This window comes from Phenylobacterium soli, assembly GCF_003254475.1.
GTDB lineage: Bacteria > Pseudomonadota > Alphaproteobacteria > Caulobacterales > Caulobacteraceae > Phenylobacterium > Phenylobacterium soli.
In genome coordinates, this window is sequence record NZ_QFYQ01000001.1 from 2186022 (window position 1) to 2209895 (window position 23874).

The 23874-nt window shown below is 71.0% G+C and carries 23 protein-coding genes; 12 read left to right on the top strand and 11 right to left on the bottom strand.

Annotation, left to right across the window (positions count from 1 at the left end; all coding sequences use genetic code 11):
- The first annotated feature begins 6 nt into the window (after positions 1-6).
- Positions 7-1446 carry a glutamate synthase subunit beta gene (locus tag DJ017_RS10840; protein ID WP_111528737.1) on the top strand — a complete coding sequence of 480 codons (1440 nt, stop codon included), beginning with the start codon at positions 7-9 and terminating at the stop codon, positions 1444-1446.
- Here the strand turns inward: DJ017_RS10840 and DJ017_RS10845 are convergent.
- From DJ017_RS10845 to DJ017_RS10870, 6 genes are read right to left on the bottom strand one after another with little or no spacing between them, the layout of a single operon-like run.
- Positions 1443-3083, bottom strand: a complete 1641-nt coding sequence (locus tag DJ017_RS10845; RefSeq protein WP_111528738.1) for a hypothetical protein — start codon at positions 3081-3083, stop codon at positions 1443-1445. The genes DJ017_RS10840 and DJ017_RS10845 overlap by 4 nt on opposite strands.
- Entirely contained in the window at positions 3083-3601 is a 519-nt protein-coding gene (locus DJ017_RS10850; protein WP_111528739.1) for a protein-tyrosine phosphatase family protein, read from the bottom strand. The genes DJ017_RS10845 and DJ017_RS10850 overlap by 1 nt, the downstream gene beginning before the upstream one ends.
- A 3-nt stretch (positions 3602-3604) precedes the next feature.
- Positions 3605-4525, bottom strand: a complete 921-nt coding sequence (locus tag DJ017_RS10855) for a glycoside hydrolase 5 family protein (protein WP_111528740.1) — start codon at positions 4523-4525, stop codon at positions 3605-3607.
- Positions 4522-5301 carry a TIGR04290 family methyltransferase gene (locus DJ017_RS10860; RefSeq protein ID WP_111528741.1) on the bottom strand — a complete coding sequence of 260 codons (780 nt, stop codon included), beginning with the start codon at positions 5299-5301 and terminating at the stop codon, positions 4522-4524. Before DJ017_RS10860 ends, DJ017_RS10855 begins: the two co-directional genes overlap by 4 nt.
- Positions 5298-5894, bottom strand: coding sequence for a histidine phosphatase family protein (locus DJ017_RS10865; RefSeq protein WP_111528742.1), 597 nt, complete (start codon positions 5892-5894; stop codon positions 5298-5300). Before DJ017_RS10865 ends, DJ017_RS10860 begins: the two co-directional genes overlap by 4 nt.
- Positions 5891-7021: an inositol-3-phosphate synthase gene (locus tag DJ017_RS10870; protein WP_111528743.1), complete on the bottom strand. Its 1131-nt coding sequence runs from the start codon at positions 7019-7021 to the stop codon at positions 5891-5893. The genes DJ017_RS10865 and DJ017_RS10870 overlap by 4 nt, the downstream gene beginning before the upstream one ends.
- 393 nt (positions 7022-7414) lie before the next feature.
- On the opposite strand from DJ017_RS10870, the gene DJ017_RS10875 reads away from it, so the two are divergent.
- The 8 genes from DJ017_RS10875 (at position 7415) to DJ017_RS10910 (ending at position 16495) form a co-directional block, all read left to right on the top strand.
- The gene (locus DJ017_RS10875) at positions 7415-8527 is read left to right on the top strand and encodes an NAD-dependent epimerase/dehydratase family protein (RefSeq protein ID WP_111528744.1); all 1113 of its coding nucleotides are present in this window, start codon (positions 7415-7417) and stop codon (positions 8525-8527) included.
- On the top strand, positions 8524-9591 hold the full coding sequence (locus DJ017_RS10880) for an SDR family NAD(P)-dependent oxidoreductase (RefSeq protein WP_111528745.1): 1068 nt from the start codon (positions 8524-8526) through the stop codon (positions 9589-9591). The genes DJ017_RS10875 and DJ017_RS10880 overlap by 4 nt, the downstream gene beginning before the upstream one ends.
- Positions 9591-10706: a glycosyltransferase family 4 protein gene (locus tag DJ017_RS10885; RefSeq protein ID WP_227000108.1), complete on the top strand. Its 1116-nt coding sequence runs from the start codon at positions 9591-9593 to the stop codon at positions 10704-10706. The genes DJ017_RS10880 and DJ017_RS10885 overlap by 1 nt, the downstream gene beginning before the upstream one ends.
- On the top strand, positions 10703-11815 hold the full coding sequence (locus DJ017_RS10890) for a CgeB family protein (RefSeq protein ID WP_111528746.1): 1113 nt from the start codon (positions 10703-10705) through the stop codon (positions 11813-11815). Before DJ017_RS10885 ends, DJ017_RS10890 begins: the two co-directional genes overlap by 4 nt.
- A complete protein-coding gene (locus DJ017_RS10895; protein ID WP_111528747.1) occupies positions 11816-12910 on the top strand; it encodes a CgeB family protein in 1095 nt (364 codons plus the stop codon).
- Positions 12907-14013, top strand: coding sequence for a CgeB family protein (locus tag DJ017_RS10900; RefSeq protein ID WP_111528748.1), 1107 nt, complete (start codon positions 12907-12909; stop codon positions 14011-14013). Before DJ017_RS10895 ends, DJ017_RS10900 begins: the two co-directional genes overlap by 4 nt.
- A 33-nt stretch (positions 14014-14046) precedes the next feature.
- On the top strand, positions 14047-15063 hold the full coding sequence (locus DJ017_RS10905) for a UDP-glucuronic acid decarboxylase family protein (RefSeq protein WP_111528749.1): 1017 nt from the start codon (positions 14047-14049) through the stop codon (positions 15061-15063).
- 94 nt (positions 15064-15157) lie between these two features.
- On the top strand, positions 15158-16495 hold the full coding sequence (locus tag DJ017_RS10910) for a phosphomannomutase/phosphoglucomutase (RefSeq protein WP_227000109.1): 1338 nt from the start codon (positions 15158-15160) through the stop codon (positions 16493-16495).
- Here DJ017_RS10910 and DJ017_RS10915 read toward each other — a convergent pair.
- Positions 16492-17226, bottom strand: coding sequence for a nucleotidyltransferase family protein (locus tag DJ017_RS10915; RefSeq protein WP_111528751.1), 735 nt, complete (start codon positions 17224-17226; stop codon positions 16492-16494). The genes DJ017_RS10910 and DJ017_RS10915 overlap by 4 nt on opposite strands.
- Before the next feature lie 3 nt (positions 17227-17229).
- Positions 17230-18321: a CgeB family protein gene (locus DJ017_RS10920; protein ID WP_111530054.1), complete on the bottom strand. Its 1092-nt coding sequence runs from the start codon at positions 18319-18321 to the stop codon at positions 17230-17232.
- Between the two features lie 137 nt (positions 18322-18458).
- On the opposite strand from DJ017_RS10920, the gene DJ017_RS10925 reads away from it, so the two are divergent.
- The gene (locus DJ017_RS10925) at positions 18459-18980 is read left to right on the top strand and encodes a DUF1003 domain-containing protein (RefSeq protein WP_111528752.1); all 522 of its coding nucleotides are present in this window, start codon (positions 18459-18461) and stop codon (positions 18978-18980) included.
- 123 nt (positions 18981-19103) lie between these two features.
- Here DJ017_RS10925 and DJ017_RS10930 read toward each other — a convergent pair whose 3' ends face one another.
- Positions 19104-19685 carry a flotillin family protein gene (locus DJ017_RS10930; protein ID WP_133255448.1) on the bottom strand — a complete coding sequence of 194 codons (582 nt, stop codon included), beginning with the start codon at positions 19683-19685 and terminating at the stop codon, positions 19104-19106.
- 110 nt (positions 19686-19795) lie between these two features.
- Between DJ017_RS10930 and DJ017_RS10935 the strand changes: the two genes are divergently transcribed.
- Positions 19796-21241 (top strand): malonate--CoA ligase, encoded by a 1446-nt coding sequence (locus DJ017_RS10935; RefSeq protein ID WP_111528754.1) that lies wholly within the window; start codon positions 19796-19798, stop codon positions 21239-21241.
- Here the strand turns inward: DJ017_RS10935 and DJ017_RS10940 are convergent.
- The gene (locus tag DJ017_RS10940) at positions 21199-21921 is read right to left on the bottom strand and encodes a Crp/Fnr family transcriptional regulator (RefSeq protein WP_111528755.1); all 723 of its coding nucleotides are present in this window, start codon (positions 21919-21921) and stop codon (positions 21199-21201) included. The genes DJ017_RS10935 and DJ017_RS10940 overlap by 43 nt on opposite strands.
- A gap of 349 nt (positions 21922-22270) precedes the next feature.
- Here DJ017_RS10940 and DJ017_RS10945 point away from each other — a divergent pair, with 349 nt between their 5' ends.
- Positions 22271-22516, top strand: a complete 246-nt coding sequence (locus DJ017_RS10945; protein WP_111528756.1) for a hypothetical protein — start codon at positions 22271-22273, stop codon at positions 22514-22516.
- Here DJ017_RS10945 and DJ017_RS10950 read toward each other — a convergent pair whose 3' ends face one another.
- On the bottom strand, positions 22517-23860 hold the full coding sequence (locus DJ017_RS10950) for an anthranilate synthase component I family protein (protein WP_111528757.1): 1344 nt from the start codon (positions 23858-23860) through the stop codon (positions 22517-22519).
- Positions 23861-23874 lie beyond the last annotated feature (14 nt).

Here is a 23874-nt window from a genome sequence, read left to right on the forward strand (position 1 = left end):
TGACCGATGGGCAAGCCCACCGGCTTCCTCGAGATCGAGCGCCACGACCGCGGTTACGCCCCGCCGGCCGAGCGGCTGAAGACCTGGAAGGAATTCGTCCGTCCCCTGCCGCAGAACGAGCTGCAGCAGCAGGCGGCCCGCTGCATGAGCTGCGGCATCCCGTTCTGTCACCAGGGCTGCCCGGTGAACAACCAGATCCCGGACTTCAACGACCTGGTCTATCGCGACCAGTGGAAGACCGCGCTCGAGAACCTGCAGTCGACCAACAACTTTCCGGAGTTCACCGGCCGCATCTGCCCCGCGCCCTGCGAAGCCTCGTGCACCCTGAACATCCCGGACACCCCGGTGACCATCAAGACGATCGAGTGCCAGATCGTCGACCGCGGCTGGGAAGAGGGCTGGATCAAGCCTGAGCCCTCGCCCCGGGGCACGGGCAAGCGGGTGGCGGTGGTGGGCTCTGGCCCGGCCGGCCTGGCCTGCGCCCAGCAACTGGCGCGCGCCGGCCATGCGCCGACGGTGTTCGAGAAGAGCGACCGGATCGGCGGCCTGCTGCGCTACGGCATCCCCGACTTCAAGATGGAGAAGCCGCTCATCGACCGCCGCATCGCGCAGATGGAGGCGGAAGGGGTGATCTTCCGGACCAACTTCGAGGTCGGCGTCAACGTCTCGGTCCAGCGCCTGCTGGACGACTACGACGTGCTGGTCATGGCCGGCGGCGCGGAGGACCCGCGCGACCTCGGGGTCCCCGGTCGCGAGCTCGACGGCGTCCACTTCGCCATGGACTTCCTGCGCCAACAGAACAAGCGCAACGCCGGCGACCCCGAACACGTGGCGGCCCCGGGCGGCACGACCATTTCGGCCAAGGGCAAGCACGTCATCGTCATCGGCGGCGGCGACACCGGCTCGGACTGCATCGGCACCTCGAACCGCCAGGGCGCGGCCTCGGTGGTCCAGCTTGAGATCATGCCCAAGCCGCCGGAGCGCGAGAACAAGACGCTCACCTGGCCGGACTGGCCGCTCAAGCTGCGCACTTCCTCGAGCCACGAGGAAGGCTGCGAGCGCGACTTCGCCGTGACGACCAAGCGGGTGGTCGGCGAGAACGGCCGTGTCACGGCCATCGAGTGCGCGCGCCTGGAGTGGGTCGACGGCAAGATGCGCGAGGTCGAGGGTTCCACCTTCGAGCTCAAGGCCGACCTGGTGTTCCTTGCCATGGGCTTCGTCGGGCCTCGCAAGGCGGGTCTGGTCGAGCAGTCGGGCGTCGCGCTCGACCCGCGCGGCAACGTCGCCGCCAACGTGGTGAACTATCAGACGACCGCGCCGAACATCTTCTCCTGCGGCGACATGCGCCGCGGCCAGTCCCTGGTGGTCTGGGCGATCCGCGAGGGCCGTCAATGCGCCCGCGCGGTCGACGAGTACCTGATGGGCTCCTCGCGCCTGCCCCGCTAGGCGAGCCGCGCGGCGTAGCGCTGGACCTGGGCCTCGTCGCCGGCGAGGCGCCAGAGCCCGGCCTGGAACGCCGGGTAGGCGACATCGAAGAAGGCGAGCAGGGCGCGATCCACGCGCCGCTCGCTGACGCGCTCCAGCGCCGCGATGAGCGCCTCGGCGGCCCCGTCGTCGAGGTCGAGCTCGACCTTCGCGCCGGCCACGTCCCAGGCGACGTCCTGGCAACCGACGAGATCGTGGCCGCAGGAGTGGTCCACAGCGTCGGTCTTGATCAGCCGCCCGCCTGCGGTGGTGATCCACTCCCAGCGATGCAGCCGCCCGTCCACATGGATGGGACGCCCCGCGTCGGCCGGCGGCGGCGGCACAAGACTGGGCTCCAGGCCCAGCTCCTGGGCGTTCGTCCGCGCCATGACGGCGAGATCCTCCAGCGAGGCGCCCTGATCGGCTTCGGCCGGAAAGGCGAGGGCCCGAAGGCCGAGGTAGCGGCCGACATGCTCGGCGACCGTGAGCGGATCGGCGTGGAGACCCGGCACGCCGTCGATCCAACGCTCCACGAGGAAGCCCCGGGTAAGGGCCACCGGTTCGGGTCCGGCGCCGGCCCTGGCCAGCGTGCGGGCTCGCGCGTACTTCGCTTCTCCGGGTTCGCCGAGACCGGCGAACTTGGCCAGATAGGTCCGGCCCTCGGCCAGCAGCCAGAATTTGCGCCGCTCCAGGGCGGGGTGCACGGCGGCGTCCGATCGCCGTTCGGCCCAGGCGCCGCCCGAAATGTCCTCCACCGCCTCGATGCCCTCCACCACCTCTGCGAACCAGCCGGCCAGCGGCTCCTCGGCGATCAGCGCGTCGAAGGTGGCGGGCCGCATGCCGACGGAATCCCAGGTCTGGCGATGCGCGGCGGCCGCCTCGGGGCCTGGGCCTCCCGCATGGCTGGGCATGAAGACGATCCGCTCCAGCGAGATTCCGAGCGAGGTGAGGAGGTCAGCGGCCGCGCCGAACGAAGATCCCGAGAGACCAGGGCCCTCGTCGACCACGGCGAATGGGCCGGCATGGGCTGACAGCCGCTCGCGCATCGTGTTCGAGACCCGCACCTCCCGGTGAAAGGGGTGTCCCGTCGGGCGCAGGGTCGCGACGTCGACGGCGCCGGTGACCGCCGCCACCAGCGCCGCCAGGCCCGTGCCGATGCTGCGGATGCCGATCACGAAGGGCGGAGCGTCCCAGTCGCGCTCCGCCGCGGCCTTCAGGTAGGCTTCCGGATAGAGGCCGTAGAAGGCGTAGCCCTCCGGGGTCTTGAGTTCGATCTCTTCCGGCAGGGGCGAGAGCGCGAGAGCCATGAGTTCGGCCGAGGTCGGCGGTCCGGCGGTGGCGAAGCCGCTCCAGGCGGAGGCGGCCAGCTTGCGGGCCAGAGCCGTCAGCAGGCTCATGGCTGCGTCCTGCGCCGGCGAGGCGTCGTCGAACCCGCGCGCGGCGAACTCGGCGTCGGCGACGCCCTGGGCTAGGGCGCCGGCCTGGATGAAGGCGCGGGTGAGGCGGTCGTGCCGCGCGGCGCCCGGGCCGGCGCTCTCGACGTCGCGCAGGCTCGCCGTCAGCTCGCGGAGGGCGGCGCGCGGCGTGGTGCGTCGGGTGCGGTCGCCATAGACCCACATCAGCCGGTCGGCTGCAGGTGCGCGTAGGCGATAGCCTTGAACGCGTCGAAGCTCGGGGCCTCCGTCTGCGGCGCGCATCGGCCAAGCCAGGCCGTCCAGGCCTCGTACTGGGCCGGCGAAGGGGAGACGAGTGCGCGCACGTTCTTCGCGCGGGCGAGCGCTTCCAGGGGCTGGAAGCCGCGATCGACCATGACGCAGAGCGCCACCGTGGCCGATCGGCCGATGCCGTGCTCGCAATGGATCAGCAGTCGCCGTCCCTCCGCCGCCGCAAGCCGCGCGAAGCGGACCCCGTCGTCGAGCATGGGCTGGTCCACGGCGGCATGGTCCTCCGTCGGCAGGTGCAGGAAGCGCAGGCCCGCGAGGGTCATCTCGTGAGCGTCGTCGCACGTTTCCGCGCGGACGTCGATCACAGCGCCCACCCCGTGCTCCGCCGCAAGGGCGGCGGCGCCGCCACGGGGCAGGGCGCCTCCAACCGCGAGCTGCGGCGTCACCCAGCTGAGGTTCCAGCCCCCCGCCACGTCCTACTCCGCCGCCACCGCGGCGCGAGTGGGCTGCGCGGGGGCGTAACGGCGGACCATGCGCGCGCAGAACTCCGCGAACTCCTCGGCAACCTGCGGCGGGCTGGTGTGGTGCGGCTCGATCCCTCGGTGCTCGGGGGTGAAGCAGAAGGTCACCGTCACCTCGAAGTCGGCCAGCGCCTCCATCTGGCGGTCGAACCAGGCGTCGGCGTCCGGCCGGAAGCTGTCGGCCCAGGAGAGGCCGGTGCGCAGGTGCTTCACCCCCAGCCGCTTCATCCACGCCACCGCATCGTCGAGCCGGTGGTCCTCGAAGTGGAACCACTGGCAAAGGCCCATCCGGGCGGCGTAGTCGGCGTACACCTCAAGGCCCGGCTTCGGCGCCCCGTCCTCGCGCAGCAGACCCATGTGGAAATGCCGGTAATAGGACGAGCCCTCCGCCTCCTTGTGACGCGTCGTGGCCTCCCAGGTCTTCGGCAGGTCGTAGAGCGAGTACCAGTGGATCCGCGGGGCGCGGCCGATCAGCAGCTCTGCGGTCTTCTTCACGCCCCAGGCCTGGACCTCCTCAGAGCCGAAGCTGGAGACGCCGACCTCGGTCACCCAGATCGGCTTGTCGGTGACGGCGCGGATCTCCTCGATCTTGGCCGGCCACTCGTCGATCGCCCAGAGGTTCCAGTCGAGCGGAAAGCCATGGACCGCCACCACGTCGATCTCGTCGAGCACGCCCTTGGTTTCCAGCCTGCGGATAAAGCTCGGATCGATCGGCGAGATGCCGCCCAGCAGGCGCGGCAGGTGGCTGTTCTCGGCCGCGATCGCCTGGCCGGCGAGGCGCGTCATCTGGGCGAACAGGTCCCATTCGGGGTCGAGGTTCGGGTCCCAGTGGCTCTTGTTGTTGGGCTCGTTCCAGATTTTGGCGGCTTCGATCATTTGGCCCCTCCGGCGCCGTTGGTCAGGGGCTTCGCCGGATAGACCGCGCCCCAGGGCTTGGGCCGCTCGCCGGCCCGGCAGATGAACACCTCCTCCTCGGGATGTTCGAGGATCTGGAAGCCGGCGCTGCGCAGCATGGCGGCCGAGCAGGCGGCGTTCGGCGCCCACCAGTTCGTCCAGTCGCCGGCGTACTCGTGCTCGATGAAATGCAGCTTCGGATAGGCCGGATCGTTGAAGTGATCCTGCTGGAAGAAGTCGTAGTCGGCCTGGACCGGATACTCATCGGCCGAGCCGCGCTGCATCGACTGGTAGATCAGCAGGTCGCCGGCCACGTGGTCATGGATCAGGTCGAGCGCCAGCAGAGGATGGCGCAGGTGGTAGAGCACGCCCATGAACAGCACGATGTCGAACCGCTCGGCCAACTCGGCCACGTCATAGACACTGAGCTTGCGGAACTCGATCTCCTGGCCCTTCACCTCGGCGGCGAAGCGGGCCTGGTCGAGGTAGCGGTCGTCGAAATCGATCCCGACTACGCGCTCGGCGCCGCGCTGCTTCATCTCGATGGAGTAGAAGCCGGCGTTGCACCCGATATCGAGAACGGTCTTGCCGGCGAGGTCCTGCGGCACGGCATGCTCGAAGAGCCGCCACTTCACGTTCGGATAGTCGCCGAGGAAGTGGTTCGGCGCCGTGGGCGCGCCGTTCAGGTCGATGTTGTGGAACCAGTCGCCGAGGGCGGCGGCGCGTTCGCGGATCTGTTCGGTGGTCAGGGGGGTCATCTCAGGGTCTCGTTGAGGCTCAGCACCTTCACGCCCCAGTCGCCCGCGGCGAGCACGCTCACCGAGGCGGGGCCGACGTCCAGCCGGTCGTGCTGGTCCATGGAGAAGCCGAGCGCGTGGGCGGCGAGCGCCTTGATCACGTCGGCATGGGTGACGGCGGCGATGCGTGCGTCGGGGTGGCGCCCGCGCACCCGGTCCAGCCAGCGCGTCAGCCGCGCCTGCACATCGGGCACGCTCTCGCCTCCCGGCGGGCGGGCGAGGCTGCGGGCGAAGTTCCAGGTCGCCCATGCCGGATCGGCGTGCAGCGCCTCGAACGACTTGCCGGTCCAGTCGCCGAAGTCGATTTCCAGGAGGTCGTCGTCGACGTGCAGGGGCGCGCGGCATCTTCCGGCGATCGGCTCGGCCGACTCCAGGGTGCGGGCGAGGGGGCTGGCATAGACCGCGCTCAGGCCTTCGCCTTCCAGCCGCCGCGCCACCGCCTCGGCCTCGTTGCGTCCTTGTTCGCTCAGGCTCACGCCGTCCATGCGTCCGCACAGCACCTTTCCGAGCCGGTCGTGTGAGCCGTGCCTCACCAGGAAGACCGTCGTCGTCACGACGCCAGCTTGACCGCCGCCCTCGACTTGGCGCCGGCTGCGGCGGCAGGCTCCTCTCCGGCGATGAACCGCAAGGTGCGCTCGCGCGCCTCGTTGTCGGTGTACTGCTCGGGCGGGCTCTTCATGAAATAGCTGGAGGGCGCCAGCAGCGGACCGGCGAGTTTCCGATCCAGGCCGAGCTTGGCGCAGCGCACGGCGTCGATCACCACGCCGGCCGAGTTCGGGCTGTCCCACACCTCGAGCTTCAGCTCGATGTTCAGTGGAGCGCCGCCGAAGGTGGTGCCTTCCAGGCGGATGTGCGCCCACTTGCGGTCGCTCAGCCAGGGCACGAAGTCGGACGGCCCCACATGGATGTCGTCTGCGGGCAGGGGCACGTCGAGTTGGCTGGTGACCGCCTGGGTCTTGGAGATCTTCTTTGAGGCCAGCCGCTCCCGCTCGAGCATGTTCTTGAAGTCGGTGTTGCCGCCGAAGTTGAGCTGGTAGGTGCGATCGATCCGCACGCCGCGCTCGCGGAAGAGATTGGCCAGCACCCGGTGCACGATCGTGGCGCCCACCTGGCTCTTGATGTCGTCGCCGATGATCGGCAGGCCGCGGCGCTCGAACCGCTTCGCCCACACCGGATTGGAGGCGATGAACACGGGGATGCAGTTGACGAAGGCGCAGCCCGCCTCCAGCGCCTGCTCGGCGTAGTACTCGGTGGCTCGCTGGGAGCCGACCGGCAGGTACGAGACGAGGATCTCCGCGCCGGACGCCTTGAGCGCTTCGGCCACGTCCACCGGCGGCGCCTCGGCCTCCTCGACATCGCCGGCCAGGTATTGGCCGATCCCGTCCAGCGTGGGGCCGCGCTGCACGACGACGCCGGTCCTCTGCGGCTTGGCGAACACCATGGTGTTGTTGGGGGCGGCCAGGATCGCCTCGCCGAGGTCGCGACCGACCTTGCCCGCGTGCACGTCGAACGCTGCCGCGACCTCAATGTCGCTCACGTGATAGCCACCGAGCTCAACATGCATCAGTCCCGGCGGTGGCTCGTTGGCCGTGGCCTCGGCGTAGTGACTGAGGCCCTGGACGAAGGACGAGGCGCAGTTCCCCACGCCAACAATCCCGACACGCAACTTCTTCCGGCTCATCCGCGCCCCTGCGCCACTGTCCGGCGGGCGGCCATGCGGCCGCAGCCAGGGTAAGTACCTGAGGGCAGAAGAGCCTCGGCCGCGCCTTTGTTCCCGGCGGCGGTGCAATTGGAACTCGGGCGTCAAAAGATGTCGAAGTTCCGAAATACTCAAAACATAGGTATGTTGAACGATTGCGGCTCTGCAGTTGTTGTTAACGAGAAGTTGTTGATAGATCAGACTTAGCAATTAGGAACCGCGAATGCAGAGTTTGCGGGAACTTAGATGAAGATGAAGGGTTAGCTGGGCGGTGTCGGAAACGAGGGACCGCCAATGAGCAAGCTCACTCTTCCCCTGCAACGCTTCAGCCTCTCTCGCGGTCCGCGCCACGGCGTTGGGGCCTGAGGCGGGGTCATGGCGGAGCAGGTTCTGATCACCGGCGGCGCCGGCTTCATCGGGCGCCATCTGGCCCAGGCGCTGATCGAGCGCGGCGACAAGGTCCGGGTCCTCGACAGTCTCATCGAGCAGGTGCATCCCACCCGCGCCCGGCCAGCCGAACTCGCCGAGGACGTCGAGCTGCTGGTCGGCGACGTGCGCGACGAGGCGGCGGTCCTCAAGGCGCTGAAGGGCGTCGATAAGGTCGTCCATCTGGCGGCCGAGGTCGGGGTCGGCCAGTCGATGTATGCGGTCGACCGGTACACCTCGGTCAACGAGTACGGCACGGCCGTGCTCTTTCAGCAGCTGATCGACAACCCGGTGCAGCGGGTAGTGGTCGCCTCCTCGATGTCGGTCTACGGCGAGGGGCTCTACCGCACGGCCGATGGCCGGCTGATGGATGACGTGGTCCGCGTCGGCCGCAATCCGGACGGCAGTTGGGATCCGCTCGACGACCAAGGGCGTCCCATGGCGCCGGTCCCCACCCCCGAGTCCAAGGGAAACGGGCTGAAGTCGGTCTATGCGATCGGCAAGTTCGTCCAGGAGCGGCTGACGCTCACCCTGACCCGGCAGTACGGCATGGGCGGTTCGGCCCTGCGCCTTTGGAACGCCTACGGCCCGGGCCAGGCGCTCTCCAACCCCTACACGGGCGTCCTGGCGATCTTCGCCTCGCGGATCGCCAACGGTCAGTCGCCGATGGTGTTCGAGGACGGTCAGCAACGCCGCGACTTCGTCCACGTCCGCGACGTGGCCCGAGCGTTCCTCCTGGCGATGGACCGGCCGGAAGCGGACGGGCAAGTGTTCAACATCGGCTCCGGCGTCGACCGGACCGTGGAGGAGGTCGCGCGCCTGCAGGCGGCCGCCATGGGTCGGCCGGACCTCGAGCCGGAGATCGCCGGAAAGGCCCGCGCGGGCGATATCCGCCACTGCGTGCCTGACCTGACCAAGGCCCGGACGGTCCTCGGGTACGAGGCACAGGAGGACTTCTCCGAGGGGCTCGCCGAACTCGCCGAGTGGGTCGCCGCGCAGGGAGCGGAGGACCGCGTCATCGAAGCTCGCAAGGAGCTCGAGATGCGCGGGCTGGTGGCATGACCGCCAAGGACGCTCCGATCCTCATCACCGGCGGCGCCGGATTCATCGGCAGCAATCTCGCCGACCGCCTGGCGTCCGAGGGCCGCGAGGTGATGGTGTTCGACGCCCTGGCTCGCGCCGGCGTCGAGCGGAACCTCGCCTGGCTGAAGGCCCGCCACGGCGCCAAGATCACGCCCATCACCGCCGACATCCGCGACGATCGGGCGGTCGGCGAGGCCGTCAGCCAGGCGCGCTGCGTCTTCCACCTGGCGGCTCAGGTGGCGGTGACCACCAGCCTCGTGGACCCCGTCGAGGACTTCGACATCAACGTCCGCGGGGCAATGAACGTGCTCGAGGCGGTGCGTAATCTCGGCTCGGGCGCGCCGGTTATTTTCTCCAGCACGAACAAGGTCTACGGCGACCTGGCTGATGTTGCGCTGGAGCTCGCCGACGGCGCCTACCGGCCGTGCGACGCCGAGGTGCGGGTGCGTGGCGTCTCCGAGAGCCGGCCGCTCGATTTCCACACGCCCTACGGGTGCTCGAAGGGGGCCGCCGACCAGTATGTCCTCGATTACGCCCGCAGCTTCGGGACGCCGACCTGCGTCTTGCGGATGAGCTGCATCTACGGGCCGCGCCAGATGGGCACCGAGGACCAGGGCTGGGTCGCCCACTTCCTGATCCGCGCCCTGGAGGGTCAGCCGATCAGCATCTACGGCGACGGCTGCCAGGTCCGCGACATCCTCAACGTCGCCGACGCTGTGGACGCCTATCTCTCCGCATGGCGGCGGATCGAGCGCGTTTCCGGCCGCGCCTTCAACCTCGGTGGCGGACCGGCCAATGCGGTGAGCCTGCGGCAGTTGATCGACTACATCGAGGCGATCGTCGGCCGGCGGCTCGAGCTGTCGTTCTCCGACTGGCGAGCCGGTGACCAGCGCTACTACGTCTCCGACCCGTCCGCCGCCCGGCGCGAGCTGCAGCTCGGCGAGCCGCTCGACTGGCGCAGCGGTGTGGCCCAGCTCGCCGATTGGCTGGCCGCAGAACGTTCGGCGACGCCGCCGCGCCAGCGGGCGGAGGCGGTGTCCTGATGACGCCTCCGCAGCCTCGCGTGCTGATGACCACCGACGCGGTGGGCGGGGTCTGGACCTATGCGATCGACCTGTCGCGCGGCGTCTCGCGGGCCGGGGTCGAGGTGACGCTGGTCAGCTTCGGCCCATCGCCCAGCCCCGATCAGGTGAAGGCGGCGCACGCCGTTCCCGGCCTCACCCTGGTGGACACCGGCCTGCCGCTCGACTGGATGGCCAACGAGCCGGCCGAGATTCTCGAGGCCGGCGCCGTGCTGCGCGGCCTTGCCCGGGCGCACCGGGCCGACGTGATCCACCTCAACAGCCCGGCCCTGGCGGCGATCGGCGGCTTCGCGGCCCCGGTGATCGGCGCCTGCCATTCCTGCCTCGCCACCTGGTGGGCGGCGGTGAAGGACGGGCCCATGCCGCGGGACTTCCGCTGGCGCACCCAGGCTCTCTGGCAGGGGCTCCTGGCCTGCAACGCCCTGCTCGCCCCGACCGCCGCCTTCGCCGAAGCCACGGCGCGCACCTACGAGGTCCCGGTTCCCTTCGTGGTGCACAACGGTCGCGCGCCGGCGGGCCTGGCCCCGGCGCTCTGCGAGCCCATGGTCTTCACCTCCGGCCGTCTTTGGGACGAGGGCAAGAACGTCGCCGTCCTTGACGAGGCCGCTTCGCTGATCGCCGCTCCCCTCTATGCCGCCGGTCCGTTGAGCGGGCCCAACGGCGAGTGGCGGCGCCTCGGCTATGCCAAATCTCTCGGCCGCCTGTCGGCGCGGATCGTCGCCGAGTGGTTGGCCCGCGCGCCGGTCTACGCCTCGAGCGCGCTCTACGAGCCGTTCGGGCTGGGCGTGCTGGAGGCGGCACAGGCCGGCTGCGCCCTGGTCCTGTCGGATATCCCGACCTTCCGCGAGCTGTGGGATGGCGCTGCCGTCTTCGTGCCGCCGCGCGACCCCAAGGGTTTCGCCCGGGCGATGGACCGGCTCCTGGCAGATCCGGCCGAGGCCGCGGTGCTGGCTGCGCAGGCGCGCGCGCGCGCCGGGCGGTACACCGTGCAGGCCATGGCGGCGGGCGTGCTCTCCATCTACCGCCAGTTCAACCCGGTGCGGTTTCACGGGGTGATCGCGGGAGTGGCGGCGTGAAGATCGTCTACTTCACCCACAGCCTCGCCTCCTGTTGGAATCACGGCAACGCGCACTTCCTGCGGGGCGTGCTGCGCGAGCTGATCCGCCGGGGTCATGCGGTGTCAGTCTACGAGCCGCAGGGCGCCTGGAGCTTGCAAAACCTGCTCGCCGACCACGGCGAGGGGGGGCTCGACGCTTATCGGGCGGCCTATCCGGAACTCTCCTCCACCGCCTTCGGGCCGCGGTTCGACCTCGCCGAAGCGCTCGACGGCGCCGACCTCGTCATCGTGCACGAATGGAACGAGCCCGCCCTCGTGGCGCGGATCGGAGAAGCGCGGGCGAGGGGCGGGCGCTTCACCCTGCTGTTCCACGACACCCATCACCGGGCGGTCAGCGACCCCGATGCGATCCGCGCCTTCGACCTTTCGGGCTACGACGGGGTCCTGGCGTTCGGCGAAACCCTCGCCGAGGTCTATCGCCGCTGGGGTTGGAAGGGCCGGGTGTTCGTCTGGCACGAAGCGGCCGACATCGCCCTCTTCCATCCGCCAGCCGCGGAGCGCCAGCGCGACGGCCTCGTCTGGATCGGCAATTGGGGAGACGGCGAGCGCACCGCCGAACTCGAGGAGTTCCTGCTCGCTCCAGGGCAGGACGCCGGTCTTAGCCTCGACGTCTTTGGGGTGCGCTATCCCGACGAGGCGAAGGCGCTCCTGGCCCGTTACGGCGCCCGCTATCGGGGCTGGCTGCCCAATGCCCGCGCGCCGGAGGTGTTCGGACGCGCCCTCGCGACTGTCCATGTGCCGCGCCGGTTCTATGTCGACCTGCTGCCGGGGATCCCCACCATCCGGGTCTTCGAGGCCCTGGCCTGCGGCGTGCCGCTGGTCTCCGCCCCCTGGTCCGACGCTGAGGGCCTGTTCCGCCCGGGCGAGGACTTCCTCGTCGCCGAGGACGGGGCACAAATGCGCGCCTGCCTGAACCGGCTCGCCGCCGATGCGGATCTGCGCGCCAGCCTTGTCCGCTCGGGGCTCGAGACCATCCGCGCGCGCCATACCTGCGCCCACCGCGCCGAGGAGCTGCTCGCCATCGCCGCGCGGCTCGGCGCCGCCGAACTCGTCGGGGAGACCGCCTGAATGAAGATCGCCTTCTACGGCTCGAGCCTGCTGTCGTCGTACTGGAACGGGGCGGCGACCTACTATCGCGGCATGCTCTTCGAGCTGGCCAGGCGAGGCTATGACATCACCTTCTACGAACCGGACGCCTTCGACCGCCAGTCGCACCGTGACATCGATCCGCCGGACTGGGCCAGGGTCGTGGTCTATCCGGCGACCGAGACCGCCTGTCAGGCGGTGATCGGCGCGGCCGCGGGCGCCGACGTGGTGGTCAAGGCGAGCGGGGTCGGGGTCTTCGACGACGAGCTGCTCGAAGGGGTCATGGCCGTCGCGCCGGCGCACGCCGTCAAGATCTTCTGGGACGTCGACGCCCCGGCCACGATCGCCAGCCTGCGGGCTGACGATGGCCTCGTGATGCACCGCGTGCTGCCCAAGCTCGACATGGTGCTGACCTACGGCGGCGGACCGCCGGTGATTGCCGCCTACGAAGCCCTCGGCGCGCGCTTCTGCCGGCCGATCTACAACGCGCTGGATCCGGCCACCCACCACCCGGTCGGAGCCGATCCGCGCTACGCGGGTGACCTCAACTTCCTGGCCAACCGGCTGCCGGATCGTGAGGCGCGGGTCGAGGAGTTCTTCCTGAAGCCCGCCGCCGCCCTGGCGGACCGCCGCTTCCTGATCGGCGGTGAAGGCTGGGGCGACAAATCCATGCCGGCCAACGTCCGAAAGGCCGGCCATGTCGGCACTGCCGACCACAACGCCTTCAACACCTCGGCCCTGGCGGTGCTGAACGTCGCCCGCGACTCCATGGCCGACGTCGGCTTCTCGCCGGCTACCCGGGTGTTCGAGGCGGCGGGGGCGGGCGCCTGCCTGATCACCGACGCCTGGGAAGGCATCGAGCTCTTCCTGACCCCCGAGGAGGAGGTGCTTGTCGCCCGCGACGGTCAGGATGTCGCCGATCACCTCCTGCGCCTGACGCCGGAGCGCGCCCGCGCCATCGGCGAGGCGGCCCGCCAGAGGATCCTCTCCGAACACACCTACGCCCGCCGGGCCGCGGAGGTGGACGCGCTGCTGCGCGACCAACTCGCCGCAAAGCGCGAAAGGAGCCTGGCGTGAAGCTCGTCGTCCTCGGCCTGTCGCTGTCCTCGTCCTGGGGCAACGGCCACGCCACGACATACCGGGCCCTGCTCCGCGCCTTCGCCGAGCGCGGACACGAGGTCCTGTTCCTCGAGCGCGACACGCCCTGGTATGCCGCGCACCGCGACCTGAAGGCCTGCGAATTCGCCGAACTCGCGCTCTACTCCAGTCTCGACGAGCTGAAGCGCCGCTGGACGCGCGAGGTGGAGCGGGCCGATGCGGTGATGGTCGGCTCCTATGTGCCGGATGGCGTGGCGGTGGGCCGCTGGGTTCAGGAGACGGCGCTCGGCGTCACCGCCTTCTACGACATCGACACGCCCGTGACCCTGGCACGGCTCGCCGCGGGCGATGAGGAGTATCTCGCGCCCGATCTGATCCCCGGCTACCGCCTCTACCTGTCGTTCACCGGCGGACCGACGCTGCGCCGCATCGAGCGGACCTATGGGTCGCCCGCTGCGCGGGCGCTTTACTGCTCGGTGGACGCCGAGGCCTACCGGCCCATGCCCGGCCCGCAGAAGTGGGACCTCTCCTATCTCGGCACCTATTCGGCCGACCGTCAGCCGACGCTGGAGGCGCTGCTGCTTGAGCCGGCCCGCCGAGCGCCGCACCTGCGCTTCTGCGTGGCGGGGCCGCAGTATCCGGCGGGCATCGCCTGGCCGGAGAACGTCGAGCGCATCGAGCACGTCGGCCCCGCCGACCACCCGGCCTTCTATGCGGCGAGCCGCTACACCCTGAACGTCACCCGGGCCGACATGATCGCGGCGGGCTATTCGCCCAGCGTGCGGCTGTTCGAGGCCGGCGCCTGCGCGACACCGATCATCTCGGATGTCTGGGACGGGCTCTCCACCCTGCTGGAGCCGGGCCGCGAGATCGTCCTGGCGAGCCGCGCCGGCGAGGTGCTCGCCGCGCTGGAGTCCACCGACGAGCCCGGCCGCCGGGCGATGGGCGAGGCGGCGCGCCGGCGGATCCTCGCCCAGCACACCGCCGTCCACCGCGCCGCCGAGCTCGAGGCCCACCTGCGCGGCGCCACGGACGACCGGATGCTCGCCGCAGAGCCTCGCCTCGCCAGCCTCCCAACCTAGTCCCTCCCACGACCGCCTCAAGGAACCGTGCAGATGAAGAGCGTGAAACAGAAGACCATCCTGGTGGCGGGCGGCGCCGGCTTCCTCGGCTCGCATCTCTGCGAGCGGCTGATCGAGCAGGGCGCGCGGGTGGTGTGCCTGGACAACTTCCAGACCGGCGACCGGGCCAACCTCCGCCGGCTGGAGCGGGAGGATGGATTCGAACTGATCGAGGCCGACATCGTCGATCCGCTGCCCGCCAAGGTGGCTCGCCGGAAGTTCGACGAGATCTACAACCTCGCCTGCGCAGCCTCTCCGCCGCTCTATCAGGTCGATCCCGAGCACACCCTGCTCACCAGCGTCCTTGGCACCCATCATCTCCTCAAGTTGGCGCACGCCTGCGGCGCGCGGTTCCTGCTCACCTCCACCAGCGAGGTCTATGGCGACCCCGACGTCCACCCGCAGGTGGAGACCTATCGGGGCAACGTCAGCTGCACCGGCCCGCGCGCCTGCTACGACGAGGGCAAGCGCGCCGCCGAGACCCTGTGCTTCGACTACGACAGGCTCGGACGTGGCGTGGTCCGGGTGGCCCGCATCTTCAACACCTACGGCCCGCGCCTCTCCGCCTCGGACGGTCGGGTGGTGTCGAACGTCGTGAGCCAGGCCCTGGCCGGCGAGGACATCACCGTCTTCGGCGACGGCTCGCAGACGCGCTCGTTCTGCTTCGTCGACGACACCGTGGCCGGGCTGATGAAGCTGATGGCCTACGACGGCGCCCAGCCCGGTCCGATCAACATCGGCAATCCGGTCGAGCGGACGATCTGCGACCTCGTGGACCGGGTGCTGGCGATCACCGGCTCCAGCTCGGAAGTGGTCTACCGGCCGCTGCCGATCGACGATCCGCGCCGCCGCAAGCCGGACATCGGCAAGGCGCGGGAGCTGCTCGGCTGGTCGCCGGAGACGACGCTCGAGCAGGGCCTGAAGGCGACGATCGCCTGGTTCGAGAAGGAAGCGCCGGCGAGCGCCGACGCCGCCGAGGCCGGAGACGACGACGTCCGGCTGACGGCCTGAACCCATGCGGGCCGAGGCGCACCCTGAGGCCCACCCAGGCGCGGCGGCGCCGTCCCCGGCGCGGCCCGCCGAAGGACGCATCCGGCCGGAGGCCGTGCGGGCCTATGACATCCGCGGCGTGGCGGGACGCGACATCGACCGATCGGGCGCCTATGCGCTGGGTCTTTCCTACGCCGCCGCGGCGCGGCGGGAGGGGCTGTCGCGGGTCGGGGTCGGGCGCGACGGGCGGCTGAGCTCGGCGAGCCTGGAGCAGGCGCTGGTCTGGGGCCTGATGGACGGCGGGCTGCGGGTCGAGCGCATCGGCCTCGGGCCTACGCCCATGCTGGGTTACGCCGCCCGGGAGCTGGGCCTGGACGGGGCGGTGATGGTCACCGCCTCGCACAATCCGCCGGGCGAGAACGGCTTCAAGATCCTGATGGGCGATCAGCGGGTCCACGGCGAGCGGCTGCGCGAGCTGGTGGAGAGCGAGGGCGAGCGCGAGACCTGCGGCTCGGCCCGCCGGGTCGACGTGATCGACGCCTATGTCGACGAGCTGGCGCGGTCGGCGGACGGCATGGCGCCGCTGAAGATCGCCTGGGACTGCGGCCACGGGGCGACCGGACCGGCAGTGGAGCGGCTGGCGCCGCGACTGCCGGGCGTACACCACCTGATCAACACCGAGGTCGACGGCCGCTTCCCGGCGCACCATCCGGATCCGGCGGTGGCGGCGAACCTCTCGCAGCTTGCGGCGCGGGTCATCGCCGAGGGCTGCGACCTCGGGGTGGCGTTCGATGGCGACGGCGACCGGCTCGGCGTGGTCGACGCCGAGGGCCGCGTACTGTGGGCCGACCAGCTGCTGCTGCTGCTGGCCCGCGATCTCCTCCTCGAGCGGCCCGGTGCGGCGGTGGTGGGCGACGTGAAGTGCTCCAAGGTGCTGTTCGACGGCGTGACCCAGGCCGGCGGCCGGGCGGCGATCTCGCCGTCGGGCTATGTGCTGGTGCGCGAGACGATGCAGCGGGAGGCGGCGGCCCTGGCCGGCGAGCTCTCGGGGCACATCTTCTTCGCCGAGGGCTGGGGCGGCGTCGACGACGCGCTCTATGCGGCCGTGCGGACCTTCAAGGCGCTGTCGCGGCTGCCGGGCGGGCTGGCGGGATTTCGCGACAGCCTCCCGCCGAGCTTCGCCACGCCCGAGCTGCGGCTGGCGGCGCCCGAGGCGCGCAAGGCGCAGATCGTCGCCGAGGTGGCCGAGCGGCTGGCGGGCGAGGGCGGAACCTTCGATGCGGCGCTCGGCCTTCGCGTCGAGCGGCCGGACGGCTGGTGGCTGCTGCGCGCCTCGGGCACCGAGCCGAAGCTGACCTGCCGATGCGAGGCGGTTCATCCCGACGGCCTGGAGCGGCTGCGCGCCGAGCTGAAGGACCACCTGGCGAGGAGCGGGATCGAGGCCGAGGTCTAGGCCTTGGTCACGACGCCGCCGAGCAGGGCCAGCGCCTCGCGGTAGCCGTGCAGGGTGCCGACGTCGACGTAGCCCTCGCCATGCGGCGCGGACCAGGCCTCGCCGCCGCGGGCGATCCAGGCGTTGACCAGGGTGCCGAGGTACTCGTCCTCGCGCTCGCGCTCGAGCCACAGGGCGTGCAGCTCGTGGAACACGCGGCCCGGGGCCTTGAAGGCGCCCCAGATCCAGCGCGAGGCCGGCGCGGCGGACTTCACCTGGATCTCGGCGATGCGGCCCGCCTCGTCGGCGACCACGGCGTCGAAGTGCTGTGGCGCCTCGACGGGGAAGGTCAGGAAGGAGAAGCGGTCGTCGGGCAGGCGGGCGAGGCCGTCCTCGGGGAACCAGATGGTGTCGGGCAGGCCGACGGCCACCGGCTCGTCGGGGCCGATCAGCGGCAGGGCGCGGAAGATGGCGTCGCAGAGCCCGGCGGCGCGCGGCTGGACCACATAGGCGAAGTCCACTCCGTCCACCCGGTCGCCGTAGTAGCGCAGGATGTCGTCCTTGTGGGGCGAGATGACGAAGCAGATCTTGCTGGCGCCGCCGCGCGCCAGACGATCGACGAGGTACTCGCTGACCGCCCGCGGCCGCTCGGTCCCGCCTTCATGGCGCACGCCCACCGGCAGCAGTTCCTTAGAGAAGGCGAGGGGCTGGATGCGCGTGCCCTGGCCGGCGGCGGGAATGACGCCCCACATGGCTCAGGCCTCCTGGAGGTCCCCGGCCGCGGCCGGGGACGAGGCGGAGAGATAGCCGATGAGCTGGCCGGCGCGGCGGGCGCTGGTGTGCTCGTCGAGGGTGCGCTCGCGGGCGGCCGCGGCGACGGCCGCGAGGTCAGCGGGCGCAAGGTCGAGGGCGGCCAGGGCGTCGTCGGTGGTGCGGGCGGTGAGGATCTCGCGGCCCGGCTCGAAGAACAGGTCGAGGCCTTCCCAGACGTCGGTCAGGATCGGCGCCCCGCAGGCGGCGGCCTCGAACAGCCGGCCGGAGGGGCAGTAGCCGAGGTCGGCCATGTCGCGGCGGGTGGCGTTCAGGGTCAGGCTCGAAGAGGCGAAGAAGGCGCCGTGCTCGGGCGGGGCGACGTGGTCGAGGAAGAAGATGTTATCGCTCCACGGGAAGGCCTCGCCGTAGCCGGAGCCGCCGAGCAGGAAGCGCAGGTCGGGCCGGCGGCGCGCCGGCTCGGCGAAGAGGGCGGCGACGGTCGGCTGGCGGTCGGTCGCATAGGTGCCGAGGTAGGAGAGGTCGGCCGCGAACCGCGGCTGCGGCGGGCCGGGGCGATGGGCGTCGGGATCGACGTGGCCGTAAAGCGGCAGGGCGCGGCGCGCGCCGAGCTCGCGCTCCAGCCGCACCAGGGCCTCGCCGCCGGTGTAGCTGAGGACCAGGTCGAAGGCCGAGAGGCCCTCGGCGGGAAGGTAGTCGACCCCCTCGCCGGCGGCGAGCCGCGCGAGGGTGACCGGCGTGTCCATGTCGTAGAACACCGCCCGGCGGGCGGCCTCGCAGGCGAGGGCGGCGGCGGCCGGGCCGTCGGGGCAGTAGGAGGTGACGATCACCGCGTCGGCGGCGCGGATCTCGGAGAGGGCGCGCGCGGCGAGGTCGGCCCAGTCGGCGTAGAGCACGAGCTCGCCGGCGGGGAGGTCTAAGAGGTCGCGGTGGCGGGCGTAGTAGGGGACGTCGCGCTCGAAGAAGGTCACCTCACACTGTTGCGCCGCGAGCGCCTTGATCAGTCCCCGCCAGAGCGTCGCGTGGCCATTGCCCCAGGACGACGACACCGTCAGGCCGAAGACCACGAGCTTCATGCGCATCATCCCTCGGCCACGGCGTGCGCCTGGCCCTGGGGACGGAACGAGCCGGCTTCGACGGGGGTTCCGGCCGCATGGACGGCGCGGACGGTACCGGCAGGAGCGGGGGCGAGAGAGCGGCCGAGGCGGGCCGGATGCGCGAGGCGCGGGACATGGCCGCGGTGCTCCGCCGCAACATCGAGGCCATGCGCGCCCAGCGGGAGCGCGAGGAGGCCGAGGCGAGCCTCGCCCAACGGCTGGCCGATCGGATCACGGCCTTCACCGGGTCTCTGGCGTTCGTCGGCGTGCACGTCGTGCTGGTGGGCGGCTGGGTGGCGACCAACCTCGGCTGGGCGCCCGGCGTCCGCCCGTTCGACCCGAGCTTCGTGATCCTGGCGACGGTGGCCTCGGTGGAGGCGATCTTCCTGACCACCTTCGTGCTGATCAGCCAGAACCGCACCGCCGCCCTGGCCGAGAAGCGGGCGGCCCTGGACCTGCAGATCAACCTGCTGGCCGAATACGAGATCACCCAGCTCGTGCGCCTGCTGCGGGCGGTGGCCGAGAAGGTCGGGGTGGCCGACCTGCCGCAGCCGGAGCTCGAGGAGATCGCGCGCGAGGTCGAGCCCGAGGCGGTGCTCGAGGAGATCGAGGCTCAGGAGGAGGCGATGCGGGAGTAGGGGCCGGACCACGAAAGACACGAAAGGCGCGGAAGCGCTGGGCGCGCGCAGGCGCGGCGCAGGTCGGTCGAGCTGCGCGGGGTTCGGGGTTTCGTGGTGTTGGGGGCGCGTGACGGCTCGGGGTCAGCCGGGGTCTTCCTTCTCCCGTTGTGGGAGAAGGGGGGCGGCGTCGAAGGCGTCGCGGTCTTGAGCGGCGGTGGAAGGGATCATCGACCCCTCATCCGTCGGGCTTCGCCCGCCACCTTCTCCCGCAAGGGGAGAAGGAAGGTTCAGGTCGAGGCAGAGGCGGGCGACCTGGGTGTCGAGATCCTGGTCCAGGAAGTCGTCTTCGAGAGCGTCGGCGTCGAGGAGGTCCTCGAGGATGCTTTCGCGCCTGTCGGCGTCCTCGCCTTCGTACTCGGTCCAGATGAGCTGTTCGACCCGAGCCTTGATGCGGGTCTTGCGCAGGTCGACCTGGCGCTCACGGTCGGCGCGGACCGCCGCCTGGTCCTCGCGGACAGCGCGCTTGGCCTCGCGTTCCAGGCGCAGCTTGAGGGCGGCGGTCTGACGGACGGAGCGGGAGATGCGGTGGAAGGCGGTGGCGAGCTTGGCGCGGGTCTCCGGCTGCTCGGCCTCCATGGCGTCCTGCTGGATGCGCTCGGCCAGTTCCATCCCGAGATGGAAGAGACGGCTCAGGCCGGCCTGGAGATCGACCTCGGTCACCATGAACAAAAGTAGAACATGAAAATCCCGGAAAGGCAAATGTCAAATGCAGATGCTCCCCCCGAGGGGGAGCCCTCTCCCGCTGGCGGGAGAGGTGGTGCTAGAGGGAGGGGATGAGCGAGAACCTGTATGAGCTGCTGGCGGCCGGGTTTGCGGCCGCGCGGGACAAGGCCTGTTTCATCCTGAGCGACGGGCGGGAGATCAGCTACGGGACGCTGGAGGCCGGGGCGGCGCAGGTCGCGGGCCACCTGAAGGCGCTGGGGGTGGAGCCGGGGGATCGGGTCGCGCTGCAGGCGGAGAAGAGCCCCGAGGCGGTGATGGTCTATCTGGGCACGCTGAAGGCGGGGGCGGTCTATCTGCCGCTCAACTCGGCCTACACGGCGGCCGAGGTCGAATACTTCCGCAAGGACGCCGAGCCGAAGGTGTTCGTCGACGATCCGTCGGCCTTCGTGGCGCAGGCGGAGGCGGCGGCGCCCCTCGTCGAGCCGGTGGCGCGGGCGGCCTTCGACCTCGCCTCGATCATCTACACCTCGGGCACGACGGGGCGCTCCAAGGGGGCGATGCTGAGCCACGGCAACCTGGCGGCCAACGCCCTGGCGCTGCACCGGGCCTGGGGCTTCACGCCCGACGACGTGCTGCTGCACGCCCTGCCGATCTTCCACGTCCACGGCCTGTTCGTGGCCATGCACTGCGCCTTCCTGTCCGGCGCGCCGATGGTCTGGCTGCCGAAGTTCGCCGACGCCGAGGTGCTGGCCGGGCTGAAGCGGGCGACGGTGATGATGGGGGTGCCGACCTTCTACACCCGGCTCCTGGCCAATCCGGGCTTCACCCGCGAGGCGGCGGCGCACATGCGACTGTTCATCTGCGGCTCGGCCCCCCTGCTTCCCTCGACCTTTGAGGACTTCGAGCAGCGGACGGGAATGCGCATCCTCGAGCGCTACGGCATGAGCGAGGCGGTCATCATCACCAGCAACCCGCTGGACGGCGAGCGCATCGCCGGCTCGGTCGGTTATCCGCTGCCGGGGGTGGAGCTGCGCATCGATGCGGGCGAGGGCGGCGGCGACACCGGCGTGATCCAGATCCGCGGGCCGAGCGTGTTCGGCGGCTACTGGCGGATGCCGGAGAAGACGGCGGAGGAGTTCACCGCCGACGGATTCTTCATCACCGGCGACGTGGGCCGGCAGGACGCCGACGGCCGCGTGTGGATCTCCGGCCGGGCCAAGGACCTGATCATCTCGGGCGGCTACAACGTCTATCCCAAGGAGGTCGAGCTGGTGCTCGACGAGACGCCGGGGGTGGTGGAGAGCGCGGTGATCGGCGTGCCGCACCCGGACTTCGGCGAAGGCGTGGTGGCGGTGGTCATCGGCGCGCCGGGCGCACGCCTGGACGAGGCGGCGCTGATCGCGTCCGCGCGGCGCGATCTGGCGGCCTACAAGACGCCGAAGCGCGTGGTGTTCGTGGACGAGCTGCCGCGCAACACCATGGGAAAGGTGCAGAAGAAGCTGCTGCGCGAGCGCTACGCCGCCCTGTTCGCCGGGACCGCCGCCGTCCCGCGATAGTCGCAGAGCTTCGCCAGGGCCTCGGGCTGCAGCAGGATGGCGACGCCGGAGCGGAGCTCGATGAGGGCCGCGCGGCGGAGCTGCTGCAGGGTGCGGTTCACGTGGACGATGGACAGCCCCAGGGTGTCGGCGAGCATCTCCTGCGTCAGCGGCAGCGGGAACCGCTGGTGGTCGCCGAGGCCGACGATCTCCAGGCGTTGTTGAAGCTCAAGCAGGAAGTGGGCGACGCGCTCCAGGGCGGTGAGGCGGCCCAGGCGGACCGCGTGATCGAGGAGCAGGGCGTCCTCGATCGTGTCGGCGGCGGCGACCGCGCGGGCGAGCCCGGGGGCGAGGCCGCGGCGGAGGATCTCATGCACGCCGCTGGCGTCGATGGTCTCGAGGGCGGTGAGGGCGACGATGCCGGCGAGCGGCGGGCGGCCGCCGAAGCCCAGGCAGTCGCCGGGCAGAAGCAGGCTGAAGATCTGTCGCCGGCCGTCGGGCATCAGCCGCTGGCGGCAGGCCCAGCCGGAGACCACGAACCGCGGGCGGCTGCCTGCGTCGCCCTCGGCCGCGAGCTGCTCGCCCGGATAGTGGCGCTCGCGCCGTTCGCTGAGGCTGCGGATCAGCTCGATTTCGTTCTCAGGAATGGCGCCGAGGCTGCGGACGCGCCTTAGGACTGGATCGAGGGGGCGAACGCCCAAATGAGTGCTGAACCGGCCCGTCATCCCGGTGTTCCCCGAACTTCGTTGGCAGGGTGCGAGCCCCAACGCCCATCGCCCCACAGGTTTCAGAAACCCGCGAGCCCGGCGAAGGTTCCCGCGCGCCTTGCATTGGCGGGGGGCGCGTCCAGTGTCGGCAAGTACAGCCACAAGCGTCATAGGCGCCGATGCCTCAGAGTTCTGTCGTTTCTCCGACCCTGCTGTGTGCTCAAGGCGACATATGAGCTTCGAGAGCTAAGCGGCCGTCTTGCCTAGATATTTGGCAAGTCTCGCAACGCAGGCGCCACGACTTCGTTGTGCGCGGACCTGTAAGCGTAAGGATCGCCTGCCCATGAGCCTGCAAGGTCCGGCCTGTTTCGGCTACCGCCTTTCGAGGGGCGAGGGAGAGTGGCGTTGGACGGCCTTCGACGGCGAAGGGCGGGTGTCGGCGCAGGGGCGGGCCCAGAGCCGAGCCATGGCGGCGGCCTGCGTGATCCGGGCGTTGGCCGAGAAGGCCTTGGCCGAGAATGCGTCGGCCGACAACGCGCCGGCCGAGGATGGGGCGCGGCCCGCCGCCCAGGAGGGGCGGGCGGCCTAGCTAGCGCGCGCCGCCGAGGGCGGCGGCGAGGGCGGAGATCTTGGCCTCGGTCTCCTGGCGCTCCAGGGCGGGGATGCTGTCGGCGACGATGCCGGCGCCGGCCCGCGCCTCCACATGCCAGCCGTCGCGTTCGAGGGTGAAGGCGGCGGTGCGGATGAGGACGTTGGAGTCCAGGGTTCCGTCGGCGCCCAGCAGGAACATCGAGCCGAAGAAGGGGCCGCGCGGCGCCTCGTGGCCGGCGATGACCTTCATGGCCTGGACCTTCGGCGCGCCGGTGATCGAGCCCGGCGGGAAGCAGGCGGCGAGGAGGTCGAGGGCGCTGCGGCCTTCGGCGAGGCGGCCAGTGACGGTCGAGACCAGGTGGTGGACGTTGGCGAAGGTGGCGACCGTGAACAGCTCGGGCGCGGCGACGCCGCCCGCCCGGCAGACCCGCGAGAGGTCGTTGCGCATCAGGTCGACGATCATCAGGTTCTCGGCGCGGTCCTTCTCGGAGGCGGCGAGGGCGGCGGCCTGGGCCGCGTCGGCGGCGGGGTCGGCGCCGCGGGGCGCGGTGCCCTTGATCGGCTCGGTGCGGGCGAGGAGGCCTTCCCCCTCCCGGCCCGCCTGGACGAAGCGCTCGGGCGAGTTGGAGATCACGACGCGGTCGCGCAGCCGAAGATAGGCCGCGAAGGGCGCGGGGCTGTCGGCGGCGAGGGCGGCGAGGAGATCGAAGGGACGAGCCTTGGCGGCCAGGCGCCCGCGCCAGCGCCGGGCGATATTGGCCTGGAAGATCTCGCCCTCGCCGATCCGGCGGACGACGTCGGCGACGGCGGCCTCGTAGGCGGCCGGATCGTCGGCCTCCAGCCGCGCGTCGAGGCGCTTGGGCGCAGGCGCCGGCAGGTCGAGCCAGGCGGCGGCGCGGGCGGCGGCGGCCTCCGCCTCCGCGGGTTCGGCGCCGCGGCCAAGGGCGAGGACCCGGCGCTCGGCGTGGTCGAAGGCGAGGACGGCCGGATAACGGGCCGCGGCGAGGTCCGGCCAGCGCCCGAGGCGCGGCAGGCGCAGGGCCTCCAGCCGGTCGGCGAGCTCGTAGCAGGCGAGGCCGGCGACGCCGCCCTGGAACGGCGGGCCGTTCGGATCGGGCTCGACGACGGGGCCGGCGAGCTCGGCGAGGGCGGCGAAGGGCTCGGCCTCGTCGATCGGGCGCAGGCTGAGGGTCTTCGCCGGTTCGGCCGCGACGTAGGACCAGCGCGCGCCGGGCTGCGATCCGCCGGAGAGGAAGCCGATCGCCCACGGCTGGTCGGCGACCCGGCCGAGCGCGGCGACGGGATCGGACCAGGGGAGGGCGACCTGGGCATAGGCCCTCATGGACCGGCGACCCT